We start from the raw sequence: 19,077 nt of genomic DNA on the forward strand, positions 1-19,077 counted from the left end.
TACGTGAATTGGATTGTCAGCGAAGCAGATACGGCATGTTCACCGTCACTGCGCCCGTTGGGCAGCGGGCCGCGCACGGGCCGCAGTACCAGCATTCGTCAACGTGCATAAAGGCTTTGCCGGTCTCGGGGTTGATGGCCAACGCATCCAACGGGCACACCTCCACACACAAGGTGCAGCCGTCGATGCAGAGCGATTCGTCGATCGTGACCGGTACGTCGGCCCGACCGTTGTGCACCAACGTCACGATTTTCCCCTAGTCGGCTCGGCTCTAACTAAACTGCCGCGCATAGTGATTCGATCGCCTCGCATCCGGATGTATTCCAAGTCAACGGGCCTGCCGTCGTCGAGGCTGGTGAGCCGCTCGAGCATGAGCAGGGGCGCACCATCGGGCACCTGCAGCGCGACCGCCGAGTGGGCATCGGCGGGGATGGCTTCCAGCGCCAGCGACGCCGAGCCCAGCTGTTGGCCGCTCACCTGCTCGATGAGCGCGAACAGGTCGTTGTCTTCGAGCGGGTGACCCAGGATCTGGGTGCCGATGTCCGGCGCAAGATAAGTCAGGTCGAGGCTCAGCGGCAGGTTGCCAAGGTACCGTAGCCGCTCGATGTAGACCGCATATTCGCCGTCCTTGAGCTGCAGCCGGCGGGCCACCGAGGGCGGAGCGGTCACCAGCATTCCGGCCCTGACCTGGTTGCGCACCTCGCCGTGGTTCTTGAACATTTCCTTCAGTCCAAGCAGCGTGTCCAGGCCGTGGTCGTATTTGCGTTGCGCGACGTGGGTTCCTACCTTGGGTCCGCGGTCGATCAATCCTTCCCGCTTCAACACGGCGAGCGCTTCCCTGATGGTGTTCCGGGAAACCAGGAACTCGGCGGCCAGTTCGTTTTCACCAGGCAGGCCGTCGGTGTACACGCCCGCATGGATCTGCTGGCGGAGCACGTCGGCTGTCCGCCGCGCCCGGTCAGCTCGGGCTCCCTGGATCGGCACTGGTTCGGCCACGTCGCCACGCTATCGCCGGTCAGGAACATATGCGCAGGCGGCGAAATCCGCCCTGACCGGCGGTCATAGGTATTGCGCCGGTCTCAAATCGGTGGCAACCAGCGAAAACCTGGACCCACCGAACGATTACGCCACCTCGCGCACGGCGCCTGCTTTTCGATCCCGATGAGCGCAATCAGTCCAATCACCGACTGTGAAGCCGGCTGCACGCTCGTCGTCGAATGTGAAACCAGCTTCACTGCCGAGCGGGCACGGGACGCTCAGTTGACCGGAAGGGTCTGCTCGTTGGCCACGATCGTCGCTTCGGCCCCCGTGGGCCCAGACCCGTTGACCTTGGCGCTCGCGGTTGTCACCGCGGCGCGTTTGGCTTCCATGCGGGCCAATGCCTCTTGGGTGAACACCGAGAGTCCGAGTTCGTGGTTGTAGCCGTGGATCTCTTTGACGTCGAGCTGCGCGAGGAAGTAGATGATCTCCTTGGAGACCACCTGCCCGGGCACCAGCACCGGGAAACCCGGCGGGTAGGGCACCACAAATGTGGTGGACACCAACGTCTTTCCTTCGGCGAGCCGGCGGCCGGCCGTACCGATCAGCACGTACTCGCGGTCGGACTCCTCGTATCCGGCATAGAAGGCAGACCGGGTATCACCGAACACGCTCTTTTCGTCCGGACGGAACGCATCGTCGAACCGACTGAAGTCGGGCAGGTGCGGCAGGTCCTCGGTGATCTCCTCGACGCGGCGCTCGTGCAGCGCCCAGTCGGCGGCGCTGGCCGCCTTCTTGTTGCGGTCGAAGTCGAGAGCTGTGCGCCGCAGCACGTCGAGCAGGTGGTGCACGGCCGACCAGGTCACCCCGATGGTGAAGATGAGCAGCACGCTGTTGATCGACGTCTTGTTGATCTGGATGCCGTACTTGTCCATCAGGATCTTCTCGCGGAAGTCGTAGCCGTTCATTCCCGTCTTGCCCAGGAACAGGGTGACCCGGGTCGGGTCCAGCACGAACTGGTCGGATCGCCAGGCCTCGTTCCACTCGTCCAGCGCGCCCTGACGGACTTCACGGTAGGAGCTGACGTGGGATGCCCGGTATTCCTCCGGCACCAGGTCGGACTCGTCAAGGATGCGGAACCACCTGCTGATCAGCCGGTCCTTGCGGACCCGGTGGCGGAACACCAGGGCCATGTCGTAGGTCTGCCGAACGAGTTGGAAGCCCTCGATGTCGACCTGCCGGCGGGCCAGATCCAGAGAGGCGAGCAACTGCTGGTTCGGCGAAGTCGATGTGTGGGTCAGGAACGCCTCACCGAAGGAGTCCCGGGCGCGTGCGTTGAAGTCCTGGTCACGCACGTGGATCATCGACGCCTGGCGGAACGCCGACAGCGACTTGTGGGTGGAGTGTGTCGCGTAGACGCGTACCCGGGCGCGACTGGGGTCCGGCAGCAGCCGGTGCTTGCCCCACTCCGAGCGGGGTACTCCCGCCGTCGACTGCGACCAGATCCGGTACTCCTCGGCGTATTCCCGCGATGCCAGCATCTGCTCGAGGCGCTCGGCCGAGACCATGGCGGTGCGCTGCCGGGCCCAGGGCACGGCGGTGGCGAATGCATACCAGGCCTCGTCCCACAGGAAGACGATGTCGGGCTTGATCGCCAGCACCTCTTCCATCACCCGCAGCGGGTTGTAGACGACGCCGTCGAAGATGCAGTTAGTGAGCAACAGCATGCGCACCTTGTCGAGTTGCCCGGCCTCTTCGAGGTCCAGCAGAGCCTGCTTGATGGTGCTCAGTGGCACCGCCCCGTAGATGGCGAACTCGGGAAGCGCGTAGGACTCCAGATACCGCGGATACGCGCCGGCCAGCACCAGACCGTAGTGGTGCGACTTGTGGCAGTTGCGGTCGATCAGCACGATGTCGCCCGGCCGGGTCAACGACTGGACGACGATCTTGTTGGCCGTCGAGGTTCCGTTGGTGACGAAGTAAGTGTGGTCGGCGTTCCAGGTGACCGCGGCCTTATCCATCGCCTTCTTGATGTTGCCGTGCGGGTCCAGCAGCGAGTCCAGCCCACCGGACGTTGTCGACGTCTCGGCCATGAAGATGTTGCGGCCGTAGAACTCGCCCATGTCCTGCAGTGACTTCGAGTTGAAGATGCTGGCACCGCGGGCGACCGGAAGCGCGTGGAACTGGCCGACCGGCGCCGCCGCGTAGGCGCGCAGAGCGTCGAAAAATGGTGTGGCGAAACGGTTCCGCAAGCCGGAGATCACAGTGCTGTGCAGGTCGGTGACATCATTGAGCCGGTAGAAAGTCCGGTCGTAGACGTCGGGTTCGTCTTCGCCGCCCGCCGCGATCGACTCGTCGGTGAGCAGGTAGAGGTCGATGTGCGGCCGCAGTTCCCTGATCCATTGGCCGCACTCCACCCAGTCGTGGCTGCGGTCGGACACCGTGCTGTCGTCGTTGGAGCCCAGCAGCGTGTTCATCAGCGGCACCCGGTCGCGGGAGCGCAGCGGCAGATCGTGACGGATGATCGCGGCCTGGATCTCACCGTTCAGCGCCACCGCGGTGATCGCATCCTCGACGCTGGGCGCAACCAGGATCTCGAACTGGACATCGTCGGCCGGATTGCGCAGCGCGCGCAGGCACTCGACGAGACTCTCCGGCGCCGTCGGGGGTGAATCGTCGGCGAGCAACACGGTGTAGAACTGCTGCTGCTTGGCCTGCGCCACCAACTCCTGATCAGCCAGCGGCGCCGAAGTGTCGAAAAGCGCTGTGCGATCACCGTATTCGGACAACAGACGGGTGGCCAGCGACACTTCTTCGGTGAGGCGAACCGTCGACAGCACGTCCAGATGGGCGCGGAAGATGGCCAGGTTGGCGGCGCCGGGATAAAGCCAGTACCGCTCGTAGGCGCCGATCCGGTCCATCAGCCGCTTCACCACGGCAAGGTCGTGTGTCTTGTCCAGCCCGGCGAGGTCGACCTCGGCCAGATGCCGGCACGCGTCGTCGAGCATGTTCCAGGTGTCGATGCGCGTGTACGACGGGTTGGCCACCGCCGCGAGGGCGGAGACGCGGAGACGTCGCGGGCGGGCACTGTATCGAGTCATGGCGTCACCTGTCTTCTGGCGCGGTCAGCGCCGTCAGTGCAGCTCGTAGCTGTCGCGGGCAAGACGGAAATAGTGGATGGTGTTGTTGTCGGTGCACGTGATACCGGCCGGTTGGCTTTGGCACGTAAGCGAATTGACCGAGCGGGACTGGCCGTACTGCAGCACGGGGTATCCGGGACCCTGCACAGTGTCGCTGTGGCAGGTCATCTGGGCCGGACTGCCCCGCCGAAGGGTGACACGGTTCCCCCAGTCTCCCTCGCACGATGCCGGCCGGGCTGGCGCCGTCCAGCTGTGCTCTTTGATTTCGCAGACGGCGTAAGTGGTGCTGTCCGCCGTCCCCAGGTCACAGTAGATGTTCCCGGACGGCGCCTGGAAGAAGCCCGCTCCGTCGGCGCGCGCCGCCGGAGAATTAGTGGCAGCCAGGGTGCTCAGCACGAGCAGCGGCACGCTCACCATCGTGGCTTTGTGCATCGTGGCTCTTCGATTCCATCCCCGCTGTTTGATCCCATCGGTACCAGCCGTCATTCTGTCGCGACTGCGCGCAAAGCGCGATCATTTAAACCGGGGAATTTAGCGGGTCAGTGGCTCGACTCGTCGTCGCTTTCGATGATCTGTCGATCGCCGCCTTTGCTGAGCGGGTTCTCCATCCACTTCAACAGCGGCAGCTGCGGCAGCTCCCAGGCGCGGCCGGGCAGATCGGCAACGTCGCCCAGCGACCGCACCACGCCCTGGGTGAGGGCCATGATCGCGGCCATCACGGGGAGCAGTGGCTGCAGCGGCTTCGCCGCGGTACGCACAGTGCTGATCCGGCGGGCCAGGATCAGGCGTTCGACGCAGTGATACACCCAGGCGCCCACCCCGAGGGCGAAGATCGCGAGCACCGAGGCCACGATGGTCCACCCGAATGCGGCGCTGACGACGGCTCCAATCACCACGAACACGGCCGCCAGCGCCGACATCACCACACGAAGCTCGAGGCGCGTCATGACGACGTCTCCCCCGCCGCGGATCGGACCGCTTTGGCGGCCGCGCGGATCTGCGGAGTCACCAGCATCACCTGGCCGAGCACACCGTTAATGAACCCCGGCGACTCGTCGGTGGACAACTCCTTGGCCAGCTGGACGGCCTCGCTGACGGCGACCGGCTCCGGCACGTCATCGGCATACAGCAGCTCCCACACCGCGACCCGCAGGATGGCGCGGTCCACCGAGGGCAGTCGATCCAACGTCCAGGCCTGCAGGTGCGACGTGATCAGCTCGTCGACGTGCGCGGCATGTTCGGCGACTCCCCGAGCCGCCGTGGCCGTGTAGGGGTGCACCGCGGCGATGTCCTGGTTGGTTTCGGCCAGCGCGCTACGAAGCTCGACCGCCTCCGCGGGGCTGATTCCGCGCGCCTCGGCTTCGAACAGCAGATCCACGGCACGCTTGCGCGCCTGGTGCCGTCCTTTTACCGGTTTCGCCGGCCCCGCTATTCGGTCGGGCATGGTCAGGAGTTGACCCGGCCCAGGTAGCTCCCGTCGCGGGTGTCCACCTTGAGCTTGTCGCCGGTGTTGATGAACAGCGGCACCTGGATCTCCGCGCCGGTTTCGACGGTGGCCGGCTTAGTGCCCGCGCTGGACCGGTCGCCCTGCAGGCCAGGCTCGGTGTGGGAGACCACGAGTTCGACGGACACCGGCAGCTCGAGGTAGAGCGGCGCGCTGTTGTGGAACGCCACCTGTACCGGCAGACCTTCCAGCAGGAACCGTGCGGAATCCCCTACCAGCGATTCCGACAGCGGGTGCTGCTCGTAGTCCTGGCTGTCCATGAAGACGAAGTCCGAGCCGTCGCGGTACAGGTAGGTGGTGTCGCGCCGGTCCACGGTGGCGGTGTCCACCTTCACACCGGCGTTGTAGGTCTTGTCGACGACCTTGCCGGTCAGCACGTTCTTCAGCTTGGTCCGCACGAACGCCGGGCCCTTGCCGGGCTTGACGTGCTGGAATTCGGTGATAGTCCACAGCTGGCCGTCGATGACCAGGACAAGTCCGTTCTTGAAGTCAGCAGTGCTTGCCACGGTCGGTAAATCTCCTACGGGATAGCCGGTTAACCAGCGCGGTTGATTCGTTGCCGCCTCCCGACCTCGGTGTCAATTTCCGCTAACGGGGAGGTCGGCGAGTACCTGCGTTGGCGCAGGGACGGCGGGCGTCCGCTGTAGTTTACCCGGGCCGCGGGCATTCCTGGTTACGACGCCAACCCGTTGGTCCCGTCCAGGCCGAACTATTGCTCGCCGACGTCCCTCCCCGAAGCAATCTCGAATTGGGATCCGACGCCGGCCAGGACCTGGCGTGCAGCCGACAATTTGGCCCGCGCAGCGGGCTCAAGCTTTGCTCTAGCTTGATTGGAAGTGCGGATATCACTGCCGCCGGCAATCCCCCTGACAGTGTGCCGACGCATCTGGCTACGATTCGCGGAACTCCACGTACCTGCAGGACAACGCCCATGCTATCGGCGCTTGGGCGAAGTTTTCGCTGTTAGCCTCCGCCGGCGATGTTGCGGCATCGGACGGTGGCGAGCGCACCGACCGCAAGTTTGCCCGAATTGCCACACCTCAGCGTGTCTCCAGCGTTGATATCCGTGATACATGTGCGTTTGATCCGGAGGCGAAAAGCATGTCATTTGTGACTACAGTGCCGGACTTCGTAACGCTTGCGGCTTCAGACTTGGCGAACGTCGGCTCGACGCTCAGCTCCGCCAATGCGGCGGCCTCGGTGTCGACAACGAACGTGTTGGCGGCAGCCGGTGAAGAGGTGTCGGCCGCTATTGCGTCGGTCTTCGAAGCGTACGGGCAGGCCTATCAAGCGCTCAGCGCTGAGGCGGCCGTATTTCACCAGCAGTTCGTCGATCTCACGAACGGCAGCGCGGTGCAGTACGCCGCCGCCGAAGCGGCCAATGCCGCCGCAGCCAACCCCCTTCAGACCGTGGTGAACGGGTTCTTCAGCATCATCAACGCACCGACTCAGGCGCTGCTGGGACGCCCGCTGATCGGCGATGGCGCCAGCGGGATCACCACCGCGCAGGGCATCGGGACGGCCGGCGGAGCCGGAGGCATCTTGTGGGGTAACGGCGGCAAGGGAGGCAACAGCACGGCCACCGGTGTTCCCGGGGGAGACGGTGGGGCGGGCGGGCTGCTCATGGGTAGGCGGCGGCAGCGGAGGGGTCGGCGGGCGGAGCGGCAGCAGTACCGCCGCGGGCGGTAACGGCGGCGTCGGTGGGTCGGCCGGCCTTTTCGGTGGCGGTGGCGCCGGAGGCGACGGCGGGTTCGGCAGGGTGACTGCGGGTAGCGGCGGCAGCGGCGGCAACGGCGGCTTCCTCTACGGAGACGGCGGCAACGGCGGCAACGGCGGCAACGGCGGCAACGGAATCTCAAATGATGGCGCGAGCGTAGGGGATCGCGGCGGCGCCGGCGGAAACGGCGGCAACGGCGGCATGCTTTTCGGTGACGGCGGAAACGGTGGCAACGGCGGCATGCTTTTCGGTGACGGCGGAAACGGTGGCAACGGCGACAACAGCCTCAACGGGGGCCGCGCGGGCAACGGCGGCGACGGTGCGCTGTTCGGCTCCGGTGGCGACGGCGGTGACGGCGGCGGCGGTTCGGGCGGCGGCGTCGGCGGCAACGGCGGAAATGCCAAGCTGCTCGGCGACGGCGGCAACGGCGGGCAAGCCGGAAGTGCTGTCGGACTCGTGCAGGGCGGTGCCGGCGGATCCGCCGGCACCCTCGGCGGGGTTGATGGAACTAGGGGCAAGACAAACTTCGAGTAGTTCGAGGCGCCCTTCGAGTGCTGGTTACCCCAGGATGGCGAGTTCCTTCGGGAACCGGGTCAGCAGTTCGGGCGCTCTTTCCGCGTGTTCCGGCGTCGAACTCGGCACCACCAGGGTGTCCTCGATGCGGACACCGCCGCGGCCGGGTAGGTAGACGCCGGGCTCCACCGTCACCACGGAGCCCGCAAGCAGTGTCCCGGCGGACGTGGCTCCGATGCCCGGCGCTTCGTGTATCTGCAGGCCGACCCCGTGTCCCAGGCCGTGGCCGAAGTGCTCGCCATAACCGGCGTCGGCGATCATCCGGCGCGCGGCGCCGTCGACCTCGCGCAGGTCGATGCCGGGATGCAGTGCCTCGCGACCCGCTCGCTGCGCCTCGGCGACCAGGTCGTATATCTCCAGCTGCCAGTCGGCAGCGTTACCCAGCACGAAAGTGCGGGTCATGTCCGAGTGGTAACCGGCGACCAGTGCGCCGAAGTCGATCTTGACGAAATCGCCGGAAGCCAGCACGGCGTCGGTGGGCCGGTGGTGCGGGATGGCCGAATTCGGCCCAGCAGCCACGATCGTCTCGAATGAGATCGCATCCGCGCCGTGGTCGAGCATCAAGTTCTCCAGCTCGCGACTCACTTCGCGCTCGGTGCGACCGGGCCGCAACCCGCCACGCTGCACCAGATCGGCCAGCGCGGCGTCGGCGGCCTCGCAAGCCAACCGCAACAACGCCAACTCACCGGCGTCTTTGATCTCGCGCAGCGTCTCCACGGTCCCCGACGCCCGCACCAACTCGGTGTGCTGTCCGTCGAGTTCGCCGGCGAGTGCGTCGAATCCGTCGACCGTGACGACGTGACTTTCGTATCCGAGCTTGCCCACGCCGTCGTGGCCGGCCCGGCCGGCCAGAGCGCGTCCCACCGCCCGCTCGATGGCCACCTCGAGATCGGGGGCTTGCTGCGCCGCCTGGGTGCGATAGCGACCGTCCGTGGCGAGCACAGCCTCACGGTCGTCAGCAAACACCAGCAACGCGCCGTTGGACCCAGTGAAACCGGACAGATAACGAACATTTATCAGGTCCGTGACCAGCATCGCGTCTAGTCCGGCGGCACCGATTTTGGATTTCAGTTTGTGTCGTCGCTGGGAATGTGTCACGACTCTTGACGGTACTCGCTACGCTGTTTGCCCATGAACAAGTGGATGCTGCGTGGACTGGTCTTTGCCGCCGCTATGGTCGTTCTTCGCCTGATACAAGGGGCGCTGATCAACGCGTGGCAGACGCAATCGGCGCTGATCAGTATCGTGCTGCTGGCGATCTTCCTTTTCTTCACCGGAATGTGGGGACACCTCGACGGCCGCGCAGACGCCAAAGCGAACCCGGACCCGGATCGGCGCGAAGATCTCGCGATGGTCTGGCTGCTGAGCGGATTGGTCGCCGGAGTGGTCAGCGGGCTCGTTTCCTGGCTCATCGCGTTGTTTTACACCGGCATCTACACCGGCGGCCTGCTCAACGAGCTAACAACATTTGCGGCCTTCACCGCGCTCCTCACCTTCGTTTTCGCGATCATCGGAGTGGCCGTCGGACGGTGGCGCGTTGACCGCAATGCTCCGCCGCTCGAGAAGAAAGATGCCTCACGCGAGGGACGCGAGGGCTCAGGCGACCGCGCCGACACCGACGTGTTCTCCGCTGTTCGCGCCGACGACAGCCCCACCGGTGAGATCCGGACCGGCGCCCGGACCGAGGAGCGGACCTCATCGGTGGCCACGGTCGAACGTGAGGCACCCACCGAGGTCATCCGCACCGGCGACCACAGCGGTGAGGCCAAGACCGAGGTCATCCGGACCGGCGACCACGGCGGCGCGCACAGCCGCGAGGAAAAGACCGAGGTGATCCGCACCGGCGACCACAGCGGTGAGGCTAAGACCGAGGTGCTCAACCTGGACAAGACCAAGCCGAACAAGAAGCTCAGCGAGTAGCGGCCAGGTAGCGCAGCGCCAGCAGGTAGCCCTGGATTCCCAGGCCCACGATCACCCCGGTCGCGACCGGACTCAGGTAGGAGTGGCGCCGGAACTCCTCGCGTGCGTGCACATTGGAGATGTGCACCTCGATGAACGGTGCACTCAGTTCGGCGCACGCGTCCCGCAGGGCTACTGAGGTGTGAGTCAGACCGCCGGCGTTGAGTATCAACGGTTGCCCGGCATCGGCGGCCTGATGAACCCAGTCCAGCAGTTCAGCTTCGCTATCGCTCTGCCGCACAACCGCTTTCAAGCCGAGCTCGGCGGCTTCGCGTTCGATCAGGGCGGCCAGCTCGTCGTGGGTAGTGCTGCCGTAAACGGCGGGTTCACGCTTGCCGAGCCGGCCCAGATTTGGGCCGTTGAGTACATTCACGACGAATTCGGTCACGGGGCGCAGACTCCGGCATAGGCGGTCACCAGCAGACCGGGATCGGGTCCTACCAACCGTCCCGGCTTGGCCAGTCCGTCCAGAACCACGAACCGCAGCACGCCGGCACGGGTCTTCTTGTCTCCGGCCATGTATTCCAGCAGTTGGGGCAATGCGTCCGGGTCGTAGCTGACCGGTAGGCCCAGCGAAGCCAGGATGGTCCGGTGCCGCAGTGCGGTGTCGTCGTCGAGGCGGCCGGTGAGTCTGGCGAGTTCGGCGGCGAACACCAGGCCCACGGAGACGGCGGCGCCGTGCCGCCACTGGTAGCGCTCCCGGCGTTCGATCGCATGGGCCAGGGTGTGGCCGTAATTGAGGATTTCGCGCAGTTCGGATTCTTTCTCGTCCGCCGCGACCACCTCGGCCTTGACGGCGATCGCGCGCCGGACCAGTTCCGGCAGTACGTCACCCTTGGGGTCCACCGCCGCTTGCGGGTCGGCTTCGATGAGGTCCAGGATCACCGGGTCAGCAATAAAACCGGCCTTCACCACTTCGGCCATCCCCGCGACGATTTCGTTGTGCGGCAATGTCTGCAGGGTCGAGAGGTCGACCAGCACCGCCAGCGGCTGGTGGAAGGCCCCGACCAGATTCTTGCCCGCGTCGGTGTTGATGCCGGTCTTGCCGCCGACCGCCGCGTCGACCATGCCGAGCAGCGTGGTGGGTACATGCAGGATCGAGACGCCGCGCAACCAGGTGGCCGCGGCGAATCCGGCGACATCGGTGGCCGCTCCGCCGCCCAGGCTCACCAGGGCATCTTTGCGGCCGATTCCGATGCGGCCCAACACTTCCCAGATGAATCCGACTACCGGCAGTTCCTTGCCCGCTTCGGCGTCCGGGATTTCGATGCGGTGCGCGTCGACTCCACTTTCGGCCAGCAGAGCCCGGATCTTCTCAGCGGTGTGGGTGAGCACCGGCTGATGCAGGATGGCGACTTTGTGCCGACCGGCCAGCAGCTGCTCCAGCTCGTTGAGCAGACCGGTGCCGATCACCACGGGGTACGGCGGGTCCACGGCCACCTCAACGGTGACCGGTGCGTGCTCATCTGTCATTGATCGGCCCTGTCTGTCATGTAGTCGCCTCGTCTGTCAGGTTGGCGGCCGCCACACGCATCGGGTTCTGCAGCCGCGACACGATGTAGCGGACCACAGCTCCCGGGTTGCGACGGTTGGTGTCCACCCGGATGGTCGCGACCCGGCGGTACAGCGGAATGCGCTTGGCCATCAGCTCGCGAAATTTCTCGGCTCGATCGGGCCCGGCCAGCAAGGGCCGGACCGTGCTGCCGCTGGTGCGCCGCACGCCTTCGGTAGCGCTGATCTCCAGGTACACCACGGTATGGCCGGCCAGCGCGGTACACACCCCGGGGCTGGTGACCGCACCCCCGCCCAGCGAGAGCACACCGTCGTGCTCGGCCAGGGCCGCGCGGATCACGTCTTCCTCGATGCGTCGGAACTCCTGCTCGCCGTCGGTGGCGAAGATGTCGGCGATGGTGCGTCCGGTCTGCTGCTCGATGGCTGCGTCGGTGTCCAGCATGCTCACCCCGAGCGCCTTCGCGAGGCGCCGGCCGATGGTCGATTTGCCGGAACCCGGCAATCCGACGAGTACCGCTTTGGGTGCCACCGCCGAGCTAGCTTCCGGATGCCCGGGCCGCCGGTGCTTCCCGGTCGGCCACCGTGCGCAGGTAGCTATCGATGTTGCGACGGGTTTCAGCCAGTGAATCGCCGCCAAACTTCTCCAGCACCGCGCGGGCCAGCACCAGCGCCACCATGGTCTCGACGACGACGCCGGCGGCCGGCACCGCGCACACATCGGAGCGTTGGTGGATGGCGACGGCTTCGTCGCCGGTGGCCATGTCAACGGTGGCAAGTGCCCGCGGCACGGTAGAGATCGGCTTCATCGCCGCGCGCACCCGCAGCGGTTGACCGTTGGTCATGCCGCCTTCGAGGCCACCGGCCCGATTTGTCGAGCGGACAACACCGTCGGCACCGGGATACATCTCGTCGTGGGCACGGCTGCCGCGTCGACGGGCAGTCTCGAATCCGTCGCCGATCTCGACGCCCTTGATCGCCTGAATGCCCATGACGGCGGCGGCCAGCTGGCTGTCGAGCTTGCTTTCGCCGCTGGTGAAGGATCCCAGCCCGACGGGCAGGCCCAACGCAACGACCTCCACCACGCCGCCGAGGGTGTCGCCGTCCTTCTTGGCCGCTTCGATCTCGGTGACCATCGACTTCTCTGCCTGCTCGTCAAACGCTCGAACGGGGCTGGCGTCGATGGCAGGCAGATCCGCCGCGCGCGGCGGTGGGCCATCATAGGGCGCGGACGCACCGATGGAGATGACGTGCGAGAGCACCTCGACTCCCAACGCCTGGCGCAAGAATTCCCGCGCAATGGTGCCGGCCGCGACCCGGGCCGCGGTCTCGCGGGCGCTGGCGCGCTCGAGCACCGGCCGGGCATCGTCGAATCCGTACTTGAGCATGCCCGCGTAATCGGCGTGGCCCGGCCGCGGCCGGGTCAATGGTTCGTTTCGAGCGCTGTTTTCGAGCTCTTTGGGGTCAACCGGGTCGGTGGCCATCACGGTTTCCCATTTCGGCCACTCGGTGTTGCCGATCTCGATGGCGATAGGCCCGCCCAGCGTGACGCCGTGCCGCACTCCGGACAGCACGGTCACCGCGTCGCGCTCGAACTTCATCCGCGCGCCGCGGCCGTAGCCCAGCCGTCGGCGGGCCAGCTCATCGGCGATCTTGGTGGACGTGACCTCGACGCCGGCCACCATGCCTTCAACCATGGCCACCAACGCGCGGCCGTGCGACTCCCCTGCAGTGATCCAGCGCAACACCCGAACATCTTCCCACGTGTGGGCGGGCTCGATTTTCACGCCGTTGATGACAGCGGCCGGCACCGTCAGGTTTGACTCTGCGTCTGTGGCGAAAAAGTGCGAGAAGAGGCCGCCATAGACGCAGAGTGAACGTGGCTAGAGCAGTGCAAGCCCCGACGCCGCGGCGGTGACCAAGCACATCGAGGGGCCATGTGGCAATGCGCCGGCAGCGCCTCGGATCAGCCGCCGCGTCACACCGATCAGCGTGGTCAGCACCGGCGCGGCGAGCGCCGCCAGAAACCACACTCCGACGCCAAAGCACCCGGTCAGGGCGCCCACACCGATCGCCAGCTTCACGTCGCCGGCCCCCATTCCCGTCGGATCCGCCAGATGCACCACCAGGTACAGCCCGGTCAGTGCCGCGGCACCGACCAGTGCCGCGAGGCCCCGGCCCGTCACGGTCGCACCGATCAGGATGACGCCGGCGCCGGGCAACGTCAGCAGGTTGGGTAACCGTCGCTGCCGGATGTCGTAGCAACTCAGCACGGTCAGCCAGGCCAAGGCCAGGCCGCACACCCCAATCCGCATGCGCGGCAGGCTAATGCAGTTCAGCCAGTGCGCAAGTCATCGCGTCACGCGGTGCGGGCAGTCCGGTGAACTGCTCGACCTGCGCGAACGCTTGGTGCAGCAACATCTGCAGGCCACTGACCACCCGACCGCCGGCCGCTTGCACCGCGGCCGCCAAGGGTGTGGGCCACGGGTTGTAGATCGCGTCCAGCAGCACCGGGATGGCGGCGAAGGTGTCGGCATAGCGCGCGGCGACGTCGGCCGGGATGGTGCTGACCAGCGCCGCGGCGGCGGCCACCTCGTCTGCCAGCGCGTCGTCATCCAGCCCGCAGAACCGGGTGGCCACGCCGGCGCGGGCACCCAGGTCCACCAACCGCGCGGCTTTGTCCGGATTGCGCGCCACCACCGTGATTCCGGTGACTCCGAGTGCAGCCAGCCCGACCACGGCCGCCGGGGCGGTACCACCGGATCCACACACCAATGCGTGTCCCGAGACCGTGCCCAGTGCCCCGCTCACGCCGTCAACGTCGGTGTTGTCGGCGCGCCAGCCCTGCGCCGTGCGCACCAGTGTGTTGGCCGATCCGACCTGCTCGGCGCGCGGCGTGTGTTGATCGGCGAACCGCAGGGCGGCGAACTTGCCCGGCATGGTCACCGAGACGCCGACCCACTCCGGCCCGAACCCGGCCACCAGCTCGGGGAGTTCCGCCTCGCCGCACTCGATGCGGTCATAGGTCCAGTCGTTCAGGCCCAGCGCGCGATAGGCGGCCAGGTGCAGTTGCGGCGAGCGGGAATGCGCGATCGGCGAACCGAGCACAGCTGCCCGTCTAGGTTGCCCGCTCATCGCGCGGAATCAAGCACACCGTTGCGCTTGGCCAGCTCGATGTTCGCCAGGTGTTGCTGATAGTCCCTGGTGAACAACGTGGTGCCCTGGGAATCGATGGTGACGAAGTACAGCCAGTCCCCCGGCGCCGGGTGCTCGGCCGCACGCAGTGCGTCCACCCCGGGCGAATCGATCGCCGTGGCCGGCAACCCCTCGGCCATGTAGGTGTTCCACGGTGTTCTCATCCCACGATCGGCGTCGGTGGTCGCCACTTCCCGGCGGTCCAGCGGGTAGTTCACCGTCGAGTCGAATTCCAGCTTCCGGTGTTCGTGCAACCGGTTGTAGATGACCTGCGCAACCTTCGCGAAGTCCGGCGCGTTGGCTTCCTGCTGTACCAACGACGCCACCACGAGGATGTCGTAGGGCGACAGGCCCAGCGATTTGGCGGTGTCGCCAAGCCCGGAAGCCAGATATGCCACGTTTCCGGCGCTGATCAGGTTCGAGAGGATGGCTTCGGCAGGCAGCGCCGGGTCCACGTTGAAGGTCCCTGGCGCGACCAGGCCCTCAATTCGCCGATGGTCAGTGCCGAGCTCCTTGACCGGTTCGAGTGCCCAATCCGGCACCTGCAGCGCCGTGGGAGTGCTCTTGCTCGCCGCAGTCCGCAGATCAGCCACCGGCACGCAACGCTGATTGCCGTCGAGGTCCACACAGGTGGCCTGGGAGATCAGGGTGAGTATTCCGGGGGTGGTTTTGTTGGTCTTCATGTCGGTGGTGTCGTCGAGCTGACGACCTTCCGGAATGACCAGCTTGCCGACCCGGTTCTTCGGGTCTGCAAGGCGAGTGACCGCGTCTGCCGCCGGGATCTGGGTGCGGGTGCGGTAGAAGCCGGGCTGAATCGACGAGATGGCGGCGTTGCCGTGCGCGGCGTCGACGAATGCCCGGACGGTCCGCACCACGCCGAGGTTCTGGAGCGTCTCGCCGACCGCGGTCGTCGAGTCGCCCTCCTTGATCTGCATGACGATGTCGCGATTGCCGGAACCGCTGTAGTCGTCGCCGACGCCCGTCACGGCGTGCCAGAGCTTCGAGCCCAGCAGCACGGCCGCCACCACCACGGCTACCAGCACGCCGACTGCAATGGTCCCAGCGACGCGTCGCCGCCGGCGGGCCCGCTTGGCCCGTTTCCGGTCGGCCCTTGACTTGCGTGCGGGCCCCACGGCGACGGGTTTCGCCCTGCCCTCGTCGAGGTCAGACATCGGAAGCTGCTCGCGCTATCAGGGCACGGCGTTCATCCAGCCAGCCCTGCAGGATCGCGACCGCGGCCGCCTGGTCGATCACCGAGCGTTGCTGCTTGGCCCGGACGCCCGCTTCGCGCAACGACCGCTGCGCGCCGACGGTGGTCAGCCGCTCGTCGGCCAGCCGGACCGGTATCGGCGCAACACGTTCAGCGAGCGCGTCCGCGACGTCAATGGCGTCCTGGGTTGACTGGCTGATTCGGTCGGCCAATGTCCGCGGCAACCCGACGATTACCTCGACGGCCTCCATTTCGGCCGCCAGCGCCGCCAGCCTGCGCAAATGCTTTCCCGATCGCTCCCGCCGCACCGTTTCCACCGGGGTGGCCAGGATGCCGTCGGGATCGCTGGCGGCAACGCCGATGCGCACCGTACCCACGTCGATGCCGAGGCGTCGGCCTCGTCCCGTCCCGGGTTCTTGGGTCCGGGGATCGCCCGGCCGGTCAGGCAGGCGATGCGGCAATTCGACCACTCAACTGACCCGCGCTATCGAGGCGATTTCGGAGCGCACCGCGTCCAGGGCGGCGTCGATGCCGGTCGGGTTGGTGCCGGAGCCCTGAGCCAGGTCAGCCTTGCCACCGCCGCGGCCCGCTACCGCGACGGCGAGTTGTTTGACCAGCTCGTTGGCCTTCAGACCGAGATCCTGGGCGGCGGAATTGGCCGCGACGGCATACGGGACGGTCGCCCCGTCACCCTGAGCGATCAGCGCGACCACCGCGGGATCGTTGCCCAGCTTGCCGCGAATATCGCCGACCAGCGAGCGCAGGTCTGCTGCCGTCGTCCCGCTGGACATGCGCTGCGCCACCAGACGGACGTTACCGATGCGCTCCGCTCCGGAGGCAGCATTCGCCGCAGCCGCCTTCGCGGTCGCCTGCCGGGCGCGTTCGATCTCCTTCTCGGCGGCCTTGAGCCGGTCCACCAGGTTCGCCACCCGAGCGGGCACCTCTTCGGACGGCACCTTCAGCGACGACGCCAATCCCGCCAGCAGCGCGCGTTCCTTGGCCAGGTAGCGGAAGGACTCCAGCCCGACATAGGCCTCCACCCGGCGCACGCCGGACCCGATCGACGATTCGCCCAGTAGTGTCACCGGACCGATCTGCGCGGAGTTGTGCACGTGCGTGCCGCCGCACAGCTCGAGCGAGAACGGCCCACCGATCTCCACCACCCGGACCTCGTCGGGGTAGGCCTCACCGAACAGCGCCATCGCGCCCATCGCCTTGGCTTTCTCGAACTTCTCGATGGAGGTGTGCACCTCGAAATCCGCCTGCACGGCCTCGTTGGTGACCTCTTCAATCTGGGTGCGCTGGTCTTCGGTCAGCGACCCCTGCCAGTTGAAGTCGAAGCGCAGATAGCCCGGCCGGTTCAGCGATCCGGCCTGAACGGCGTTGGGGCCCAGCACCTGCCGCAGCGCCGCGTGCACCATGTGGGTACCGGAGTGACCTTGCGTGGCCCCCTTACGCCAAACCGGATCCACCGCCGCGACGACGGTGTCGCCCTCGACGAACTCGCCGGATTCCACGTTGACCCGATGTACGTGCAGCGTCTTGGCGATCTTCTGCACGTCGGTGACCGCGGCGCGGGCGCTGCCGCCCGAACCGGTGCCACTGATGCTTCCGGCGTCGGCGATCTGCCCGCCCGCTTCGGCGTACAGGGGGGTTCGGTCCAGCACCAGCTCCACCCGGTCGGCACCGATGCCGTCGCCGTGCGCCACCACCGGCACTCGCTTGCCGTCCAGGAAAATGCCCAGAATCTTGGCTTCGGTGGACAATTCGTCGAAGCCGGTGAATTCGGTGGGTCCGGCGTCGACCAGGTCGCGATACGCACTGAGGTCGGCGTGCGCGTGCTTGCGCGCGGCGGCGTCGGCCTTGGCGCGCTGACGCTGCTCAGCCATCAGGTCACGGAAGCCGGCCTCGTCGACCGTCAGGCCCGATTCGGCGGCCATTTCCAGAGTGAGCTCGATCGGGAAGCCGTGGGTGTCGTGCAGGGTGAAGGCGTCCGACCCGGAAACCAGCGTGGCGCCAGACGATTTGGCGGCGCCGGCGACGTCATCGAACAGCCTGGAGCCCGAGGCCAACGTGCGGTTGAAGGCGGTTTCCTCGGCGACGGCGATGCGATTGATCCGGTCGAAGTCGTTGACCAACTCGGGATACGAGGGGCCCATCGCGTCGCGGACAGTGGCCATCAGGTCGCCGACGATCGGGTTGTCGATCCCGAGCAGCTTGGCCGACCGGACCACTCGGCGCAGCAGCCGGCGCAGGACGTAGCCGCGGCCGTCGTTCCCGGGGCTGACGCCGTCGCCGATCAGTATCGCGGCGGTGCGACTGTGGTCGGCGATGATGCGGTAGCGCACGTCGTCAGCGTGATTTCCGACGTCGTAACCGCGCGGCGCGAGCCCGGCGACCAGGTCGATCACCGGTCGCAGCAGGTCGGTCTCGTAGACGTTGGCGACGTTCTGCAGGACCAGCGCGATGCGTTCGACGCCCATCCCGGTGTCGATGTTCTTGCGCGGCAACGGGCCGAGGATCTCGTAGTTCTCCTTCGAAGTGCCCTCGCCGCGTTCGTTCTGCATGAACACGAGGTTCCACACCTCGAGATAGCGGTCCTCGTTGGCGATGGGCCCGCCGTCGACGCCGAATTCGGGGCCGCGGTCGTAGTAGATCTCCGAGGACGGTCCGCACGGGCCGGGGATGCCCATCGACCAGTAGTTGTCGGCCATCCCACGCCGCTGGATCCGCTCGGCCGGCAACTCGGCAATCTCCCGCCACAGCCCGGCAGCCTCGTCGTCGTCGAGATAAACCGTCGCCCAGAGTTTCTCCGGGTTGAGCCCGTATCCGCCCTCGGAAACGCTATTGGTCAACAGGTCCCACGCCAAGGCGATGGCCTCACGTTTGAAATAGTCGCCGAACGAAAAATTGCCGGCCATCTGAAAGAAGGTGTTGTGCCGGGTGGTGATGCCCACCTCGTCGATGTCCGGAGTGCGGATGCACTTCTGGATGCTGGTGGCCGTCGCGTACGGCGGTGTGCGCTGCCCCAGGAAGAACGGCACGAACTGGACCATGCCGGCGTTGACGAACAACAGGTTGGGGTCGTCGAGGATCACCGAAGCGCTGGGCACCTCGGTGTGGCCCGCCTTCACGAAATGATCAAGGAACCGCTTCCTGATCTCGTGTGTCTGCACTCTGCTTCTTCCTTAGTTTCCCGGTGTACTTTTCTGCGCCACGCAGCAATACGCGACTTGCTCGAGGTCAGTAACAGCCTATTCGCCGGAGCCAGGTGCCGAACACGTATTTCGGC

Annotated in this window: 20 protein-coding genes; 3 read left to right on the top strand and 17 right to left on the bottom strand. The window is 66.5% G+C overall.

What is annotated here, in order from left to right; translation table 11 throughout:
• Positions 1-16: 16 nt before the first annotated feature.
• The 7 genes from ACZY1I_RS17965 to efp all read right to left on the bottom strand — a co-directional run bounded on the left by ACZY1I_RS17965 (position 17) and on the right by efp (position 6,128).
• The gene (locus ACZY1I_RS17965; RefSeq protein ID WP_463755821.1) at positions 17-247 is read right to left on the bottom strand and encodes a 4Fe-4S dicluster domain-containing protein; all 231 of its coding nucleotides are present in this window, start codon (positions 245-247) and stop codon (positions 17-19) included.
• The gene (locus ACZY1I_RS17970) at positions 244-996 is read right to left on the bottom strand and encodes a GntR family transcriptional regulator (RefSeq protein WP_463755822.1); all 753 of its coding nucleotides are present in this window, start codon (positions 994-996) and stop codon (positions 244-246) included. The genes ACZY1I_RS17965 and ACZY1I_RS17970 overlap by 4 nt, the downstream gene beginning before the upstream one ends.
• A gap of 260 nt (positions 997-1,256) precedes the next feature.
• Positions 1,257-4,079: an aminotransferase class I/II-fold pyridoxal phosphate-dependent enzyme gene (locus ACZY1I_RS17975; RefSeq protein WP_463755823.1), complete on the bottom strand. Its 2,823-nt coding sequence runs from the start codon at positions 4,077-4,079 to the stop codon at positions 1,257-1,259.
• A gap of 33 nt (positions 4,080-4,112) precedes the next feature.
• A complete protein-coding gene (locus tag ACZY1I_RS17980) occupies positions 4,113-4,550 on the bottom strand; it encodes a DUF6636 domain-containing protein (RefSeq protein ID WP_463755824.1) in 438 nt (145 codons plus the stop codon).
• 107 nt (positions 4,551-4,657) lie between these two features.
• Positions 4,658-5,065 carry an antitermination protein NusB gene (locus ACZY1I_RS17985; RefSeq protein ID WP_463755825.1) on the bottom strand — a complete coding sequence of 136 codons (408 nt, stop codon included), beginning with the start codon at positions 5,063-5,065 and terminating at the stop codon, positions 4,658-4,660.
• Entirely contained in the window at positions 5,062-5,562 is a 501-nt protein-coding gene (gene nusB, locus ACZY1I_RS17990) for a transcription antitermination factor NusB (RefSeq protein WP_463755827.1), read from the bottom strand. The genes ACZY1I_RS17985 and nusB overlap by 4 nt, the downstream gene beginning before the upstream one ends.
• A gap of 2 nt (positions 5,563-5,564) precedes the next feature.
• Positions 5,565-6,128 carry an elongation factor P gene (gene efp, locus ACZY1I_RS17995; RefSeq protein ID WP_463755828.1) on the bottom strand — a complete coding sequence of 188 codons (564 nt, stop codon included), beginning with the start codon at positions 6,126-6,128 and terminating at the stop codon, positions 5,565-5,567.
• Between the two features lie 595 nt (positions 6,129-6,723).
• Here efp and ACZY1I_RS18000 point away from each other — a divergent pair.
• Both ACZY1I_RS18000 and ACZY1I_RS18005 read left to right on the top strand, forming a co-directional pair.
• Entirely contained in the window at positions 6,724-7,311 is a 588-nt protein-coding gene (locus ACZY1I_RS18000) for a PE family protein (RefSeq protein ID WP_463755829.1), read from the top strand.
• Positions 7,226-7,873 (top strand): hypothetical protein, encoded by a 648-nt coding sequence (locus ACZY1I_RS18005; protein WP_463755830.1) that lies wholly within the window; start codon positions 7,226-7,228, stop codon positions 7,871-7,873. Before ACZY1I_RS18000 ends, ACZY1I_RS18005 begins: the two co-directional genes overlap by 86 nt.
• A gap of 24 nt (positions 7,874-7,897) precedes the next feature.
• Here ACZY1I_RS18005 and ACZY1I_RS18010 read toward each other — a convergent pair whose 3' ends face one another.
• Complete coding sequence (locus ACZY1I_RS18010) at positions 7,898-9,010, bottom strand: M24 family metallopeptidase (RefSeq protein WP_463755831.1); 1,113 nt, start codon at positions 9,008-9,010, stop codon at positions 7,898-7,900.
• Between the two features lie 33 nt (positions 9,011-9,043).
• On the opposite strand from ACZY1I_RS18010, the gene ACZY1I_RS18015 reads away from it, so the two are divergent.
• Positions 9,044-9,832 (top strand): B-4DMT family transporter, encoded by a 789-nt coding sequence (locus ACZY1I_RS18015; RefSeq protein ID WP_463755832.1) that lies wholly within the window; start codon positions 9,044-9,046, stop codon positions 9,830-9,832.
• On the opposite strand, the gene aroQ is transcribed toward ACZY1I_RS18015, so the two are convergent.
• From aroQ to alaS, 9 genes are all read right to left on the bottom strand, one after another.
• A complete protein-coding gene (aroQ, locus tag ACZY1I_RS18020) occupies positions 9,822-10,259 on the bottom strand; it encodes a type II 3-dehydroquinate dehydratase (protein ID WP_463755833.1) in 438 nt (145 codons plus the stop codon). The two genes, ACZY1I_RS18015 and aroQ, sit on opposite strands and share 11 nt — an antisense overlap.
• Positions 10,256-11,344, bottom strand: a complete 1,089-nt coding sequence (gene aroB / locus ACZY1I_RS18025) for a 3-dehydroquinate synthase (RefSeq protein ID WP_463755834.1) — start codon at positions 11,342-11,344, stop codon at positions 10,256-10,258. The genes aroQ and aroB overlap by 4 nt, the downstream gene beginning before the upstream one ends.
• Before the next feature lie 16 nt (positions 11,345-11,360).
• A complete protein-coding gene (locus ACZY1I_RS18030) occupies positions 11,361-11,912 on the bottom strand; it encodes a shikimate kinase (RefSeq protein WP_463755835.1) in 552 nt (183 codons plus the stop codon).
• 7 nt (positions 11,913-11,919) lie between these two features.
• A complete protein-coding gene (gene aroC / locus ACZY1I_RS18035; RefSeq protein WP_463756281.1) occupies positions 11,920-13,128 on the bottom strand; it encodes a chorismate synthase in 1,209 nt (402 codons plus the stop codon).
• 135 nt (positions 13,129-13,263) lie between these two features.
• A complete protein-coding gene (locus ACZY1I_RS18040) occupies positions 13,264-13,695 on the bottom strand; it encodes a prepilin peptidase (RefSeq protein WP_463755836.1) in 432 nt (143 codons plus the stop codon).
• 10 nt (positions 13,696-13,705) lie between these two features.
• Positions 13,706-14,515, bottom strand: a complete 810-nt coding sequence (locus ACZY1I_RS18045; RefSeq protein ID WP_463755837.1) for a shikimate dehydrogenase — start codon at positions 14,513-14,515, stop codon at positions 13,706-13,708.
• Complete coding sequence (gene mltG, locus ACZY1I_RS18050; protein ID WP_463755838.1) at positions 14,512-15,747, bottom strand: endolytic transglycosylase MltG; 1,236 nt, start codon at positions 15,745-15,747, stop codon at positions 14,512-14,514. Before mltG ends, ACZY1I_RS18045 begins: the two co-directional genes overlap by 4 nt.
• On the bottom strand, positions 15,740-16,255 hold the full coding sequence (gene ruvX, locus ACZY1I_RS18055) for a Holliday junction resolvase RuvX (protein WP_463755839.1): 516 nt from the start codon (positions 16,253-16,255) through the stop codon (positions 15,740-15,742). The genes mltG and ruvX overlap by 8 nt, the downstream gene beginning before the upstream one ends.
• A complete protein-coding gene (gene alaS / locus ACZY1I_RS18060; protein WP_463755840.1) occupies positions 16,256-18,961 on the bottom strand; it encodes an alanine--tRNA ligase in 2,706 nt (901 codons plus the stop codon). It abuts the gene before it with no gap.
• Positions 18,962-19,077 lie beyond the last annotated feature (116 nt).

The organism is Mycobacterium sp. IDUB_37, assembly GCF_055419245.1.

Excerpts from the sequence above, each read along its gene's own strand:
- ACZY1I_RS18040 (WP_463755836.1), bottom strand. The coding sequence starts at position 13,695 with ATGCGGATTGGGGTGTGCGGCCTGGCCTTGGCCTGGCTGACCGTGCTG.
- mltG (WP_463755838.1), bottom strand. The coding sequence starts at position 15,747 with ATGTCTGACCTCGACGAGGGCAGGGCGAAACCCGTCGCCGTGGGGCCC.
- ACZY1I_RS18000 (WP_463755829.1), top strand. The coding sequence starts at position 6,724 with ATGTCATTTGTGACTACAGTGCCGGACTTCGTAACGCTTGCGGCTTCA.
- ACZY1I_RS17980 (WP_463755824.1), bottom strand. The coding sequence starts at position 4,550 with ATGCACAAAGCCACGATGGTGAGCGTGCCGCTGCTCGTGCTGAGCACC.
- ACZY1I_RS18015 (WP_463755832.1), top strand. The coding sequence starts at position 9,044 with ATGAACAAGTGGATGCTGCGTGGACTGGTCTTTGCCGCCGCTATGGTC.
- nusB (WP_463755827.1), bottom strand. The coding sequence starts at position 5,562 with ATGCCCGACCGAATAGCGGGGCCGGCGAAACCGGTAAAAGGACGGCAC.
- ACZY1I_RS17985 (WP_463755825.1), bottom strand. The coding sequence starts at position 5,065 with ATGACGCGCCTCGAGCTTCGTGTGGTGATGTCGGCGCTGGCGGCCGTG.
- aroB (WP_463755834.1), bottom strand. The coding sequence starts at position 11,344 with ATGACAGATGAGCACGCACCGGTCACCGTTGAGGTGGCCGTGGACCCG.
- ACZY1I_RS18045 (WP_463755837.1), bottom strand. The coding sequence starts at position 14,515 with ATGAGCGGGCAACCTAGACGGGCAGCTGTGCTCGGTTCGCCGATCGCG.
- ACZY1I_RS17975 (WP_463755823.1), bottom strand. The coding sequence starts at position 4,079 with ATGACTCGATACAGTGCCCGCCCGCGACGTCTCCGCGTCTCCGCCCTC.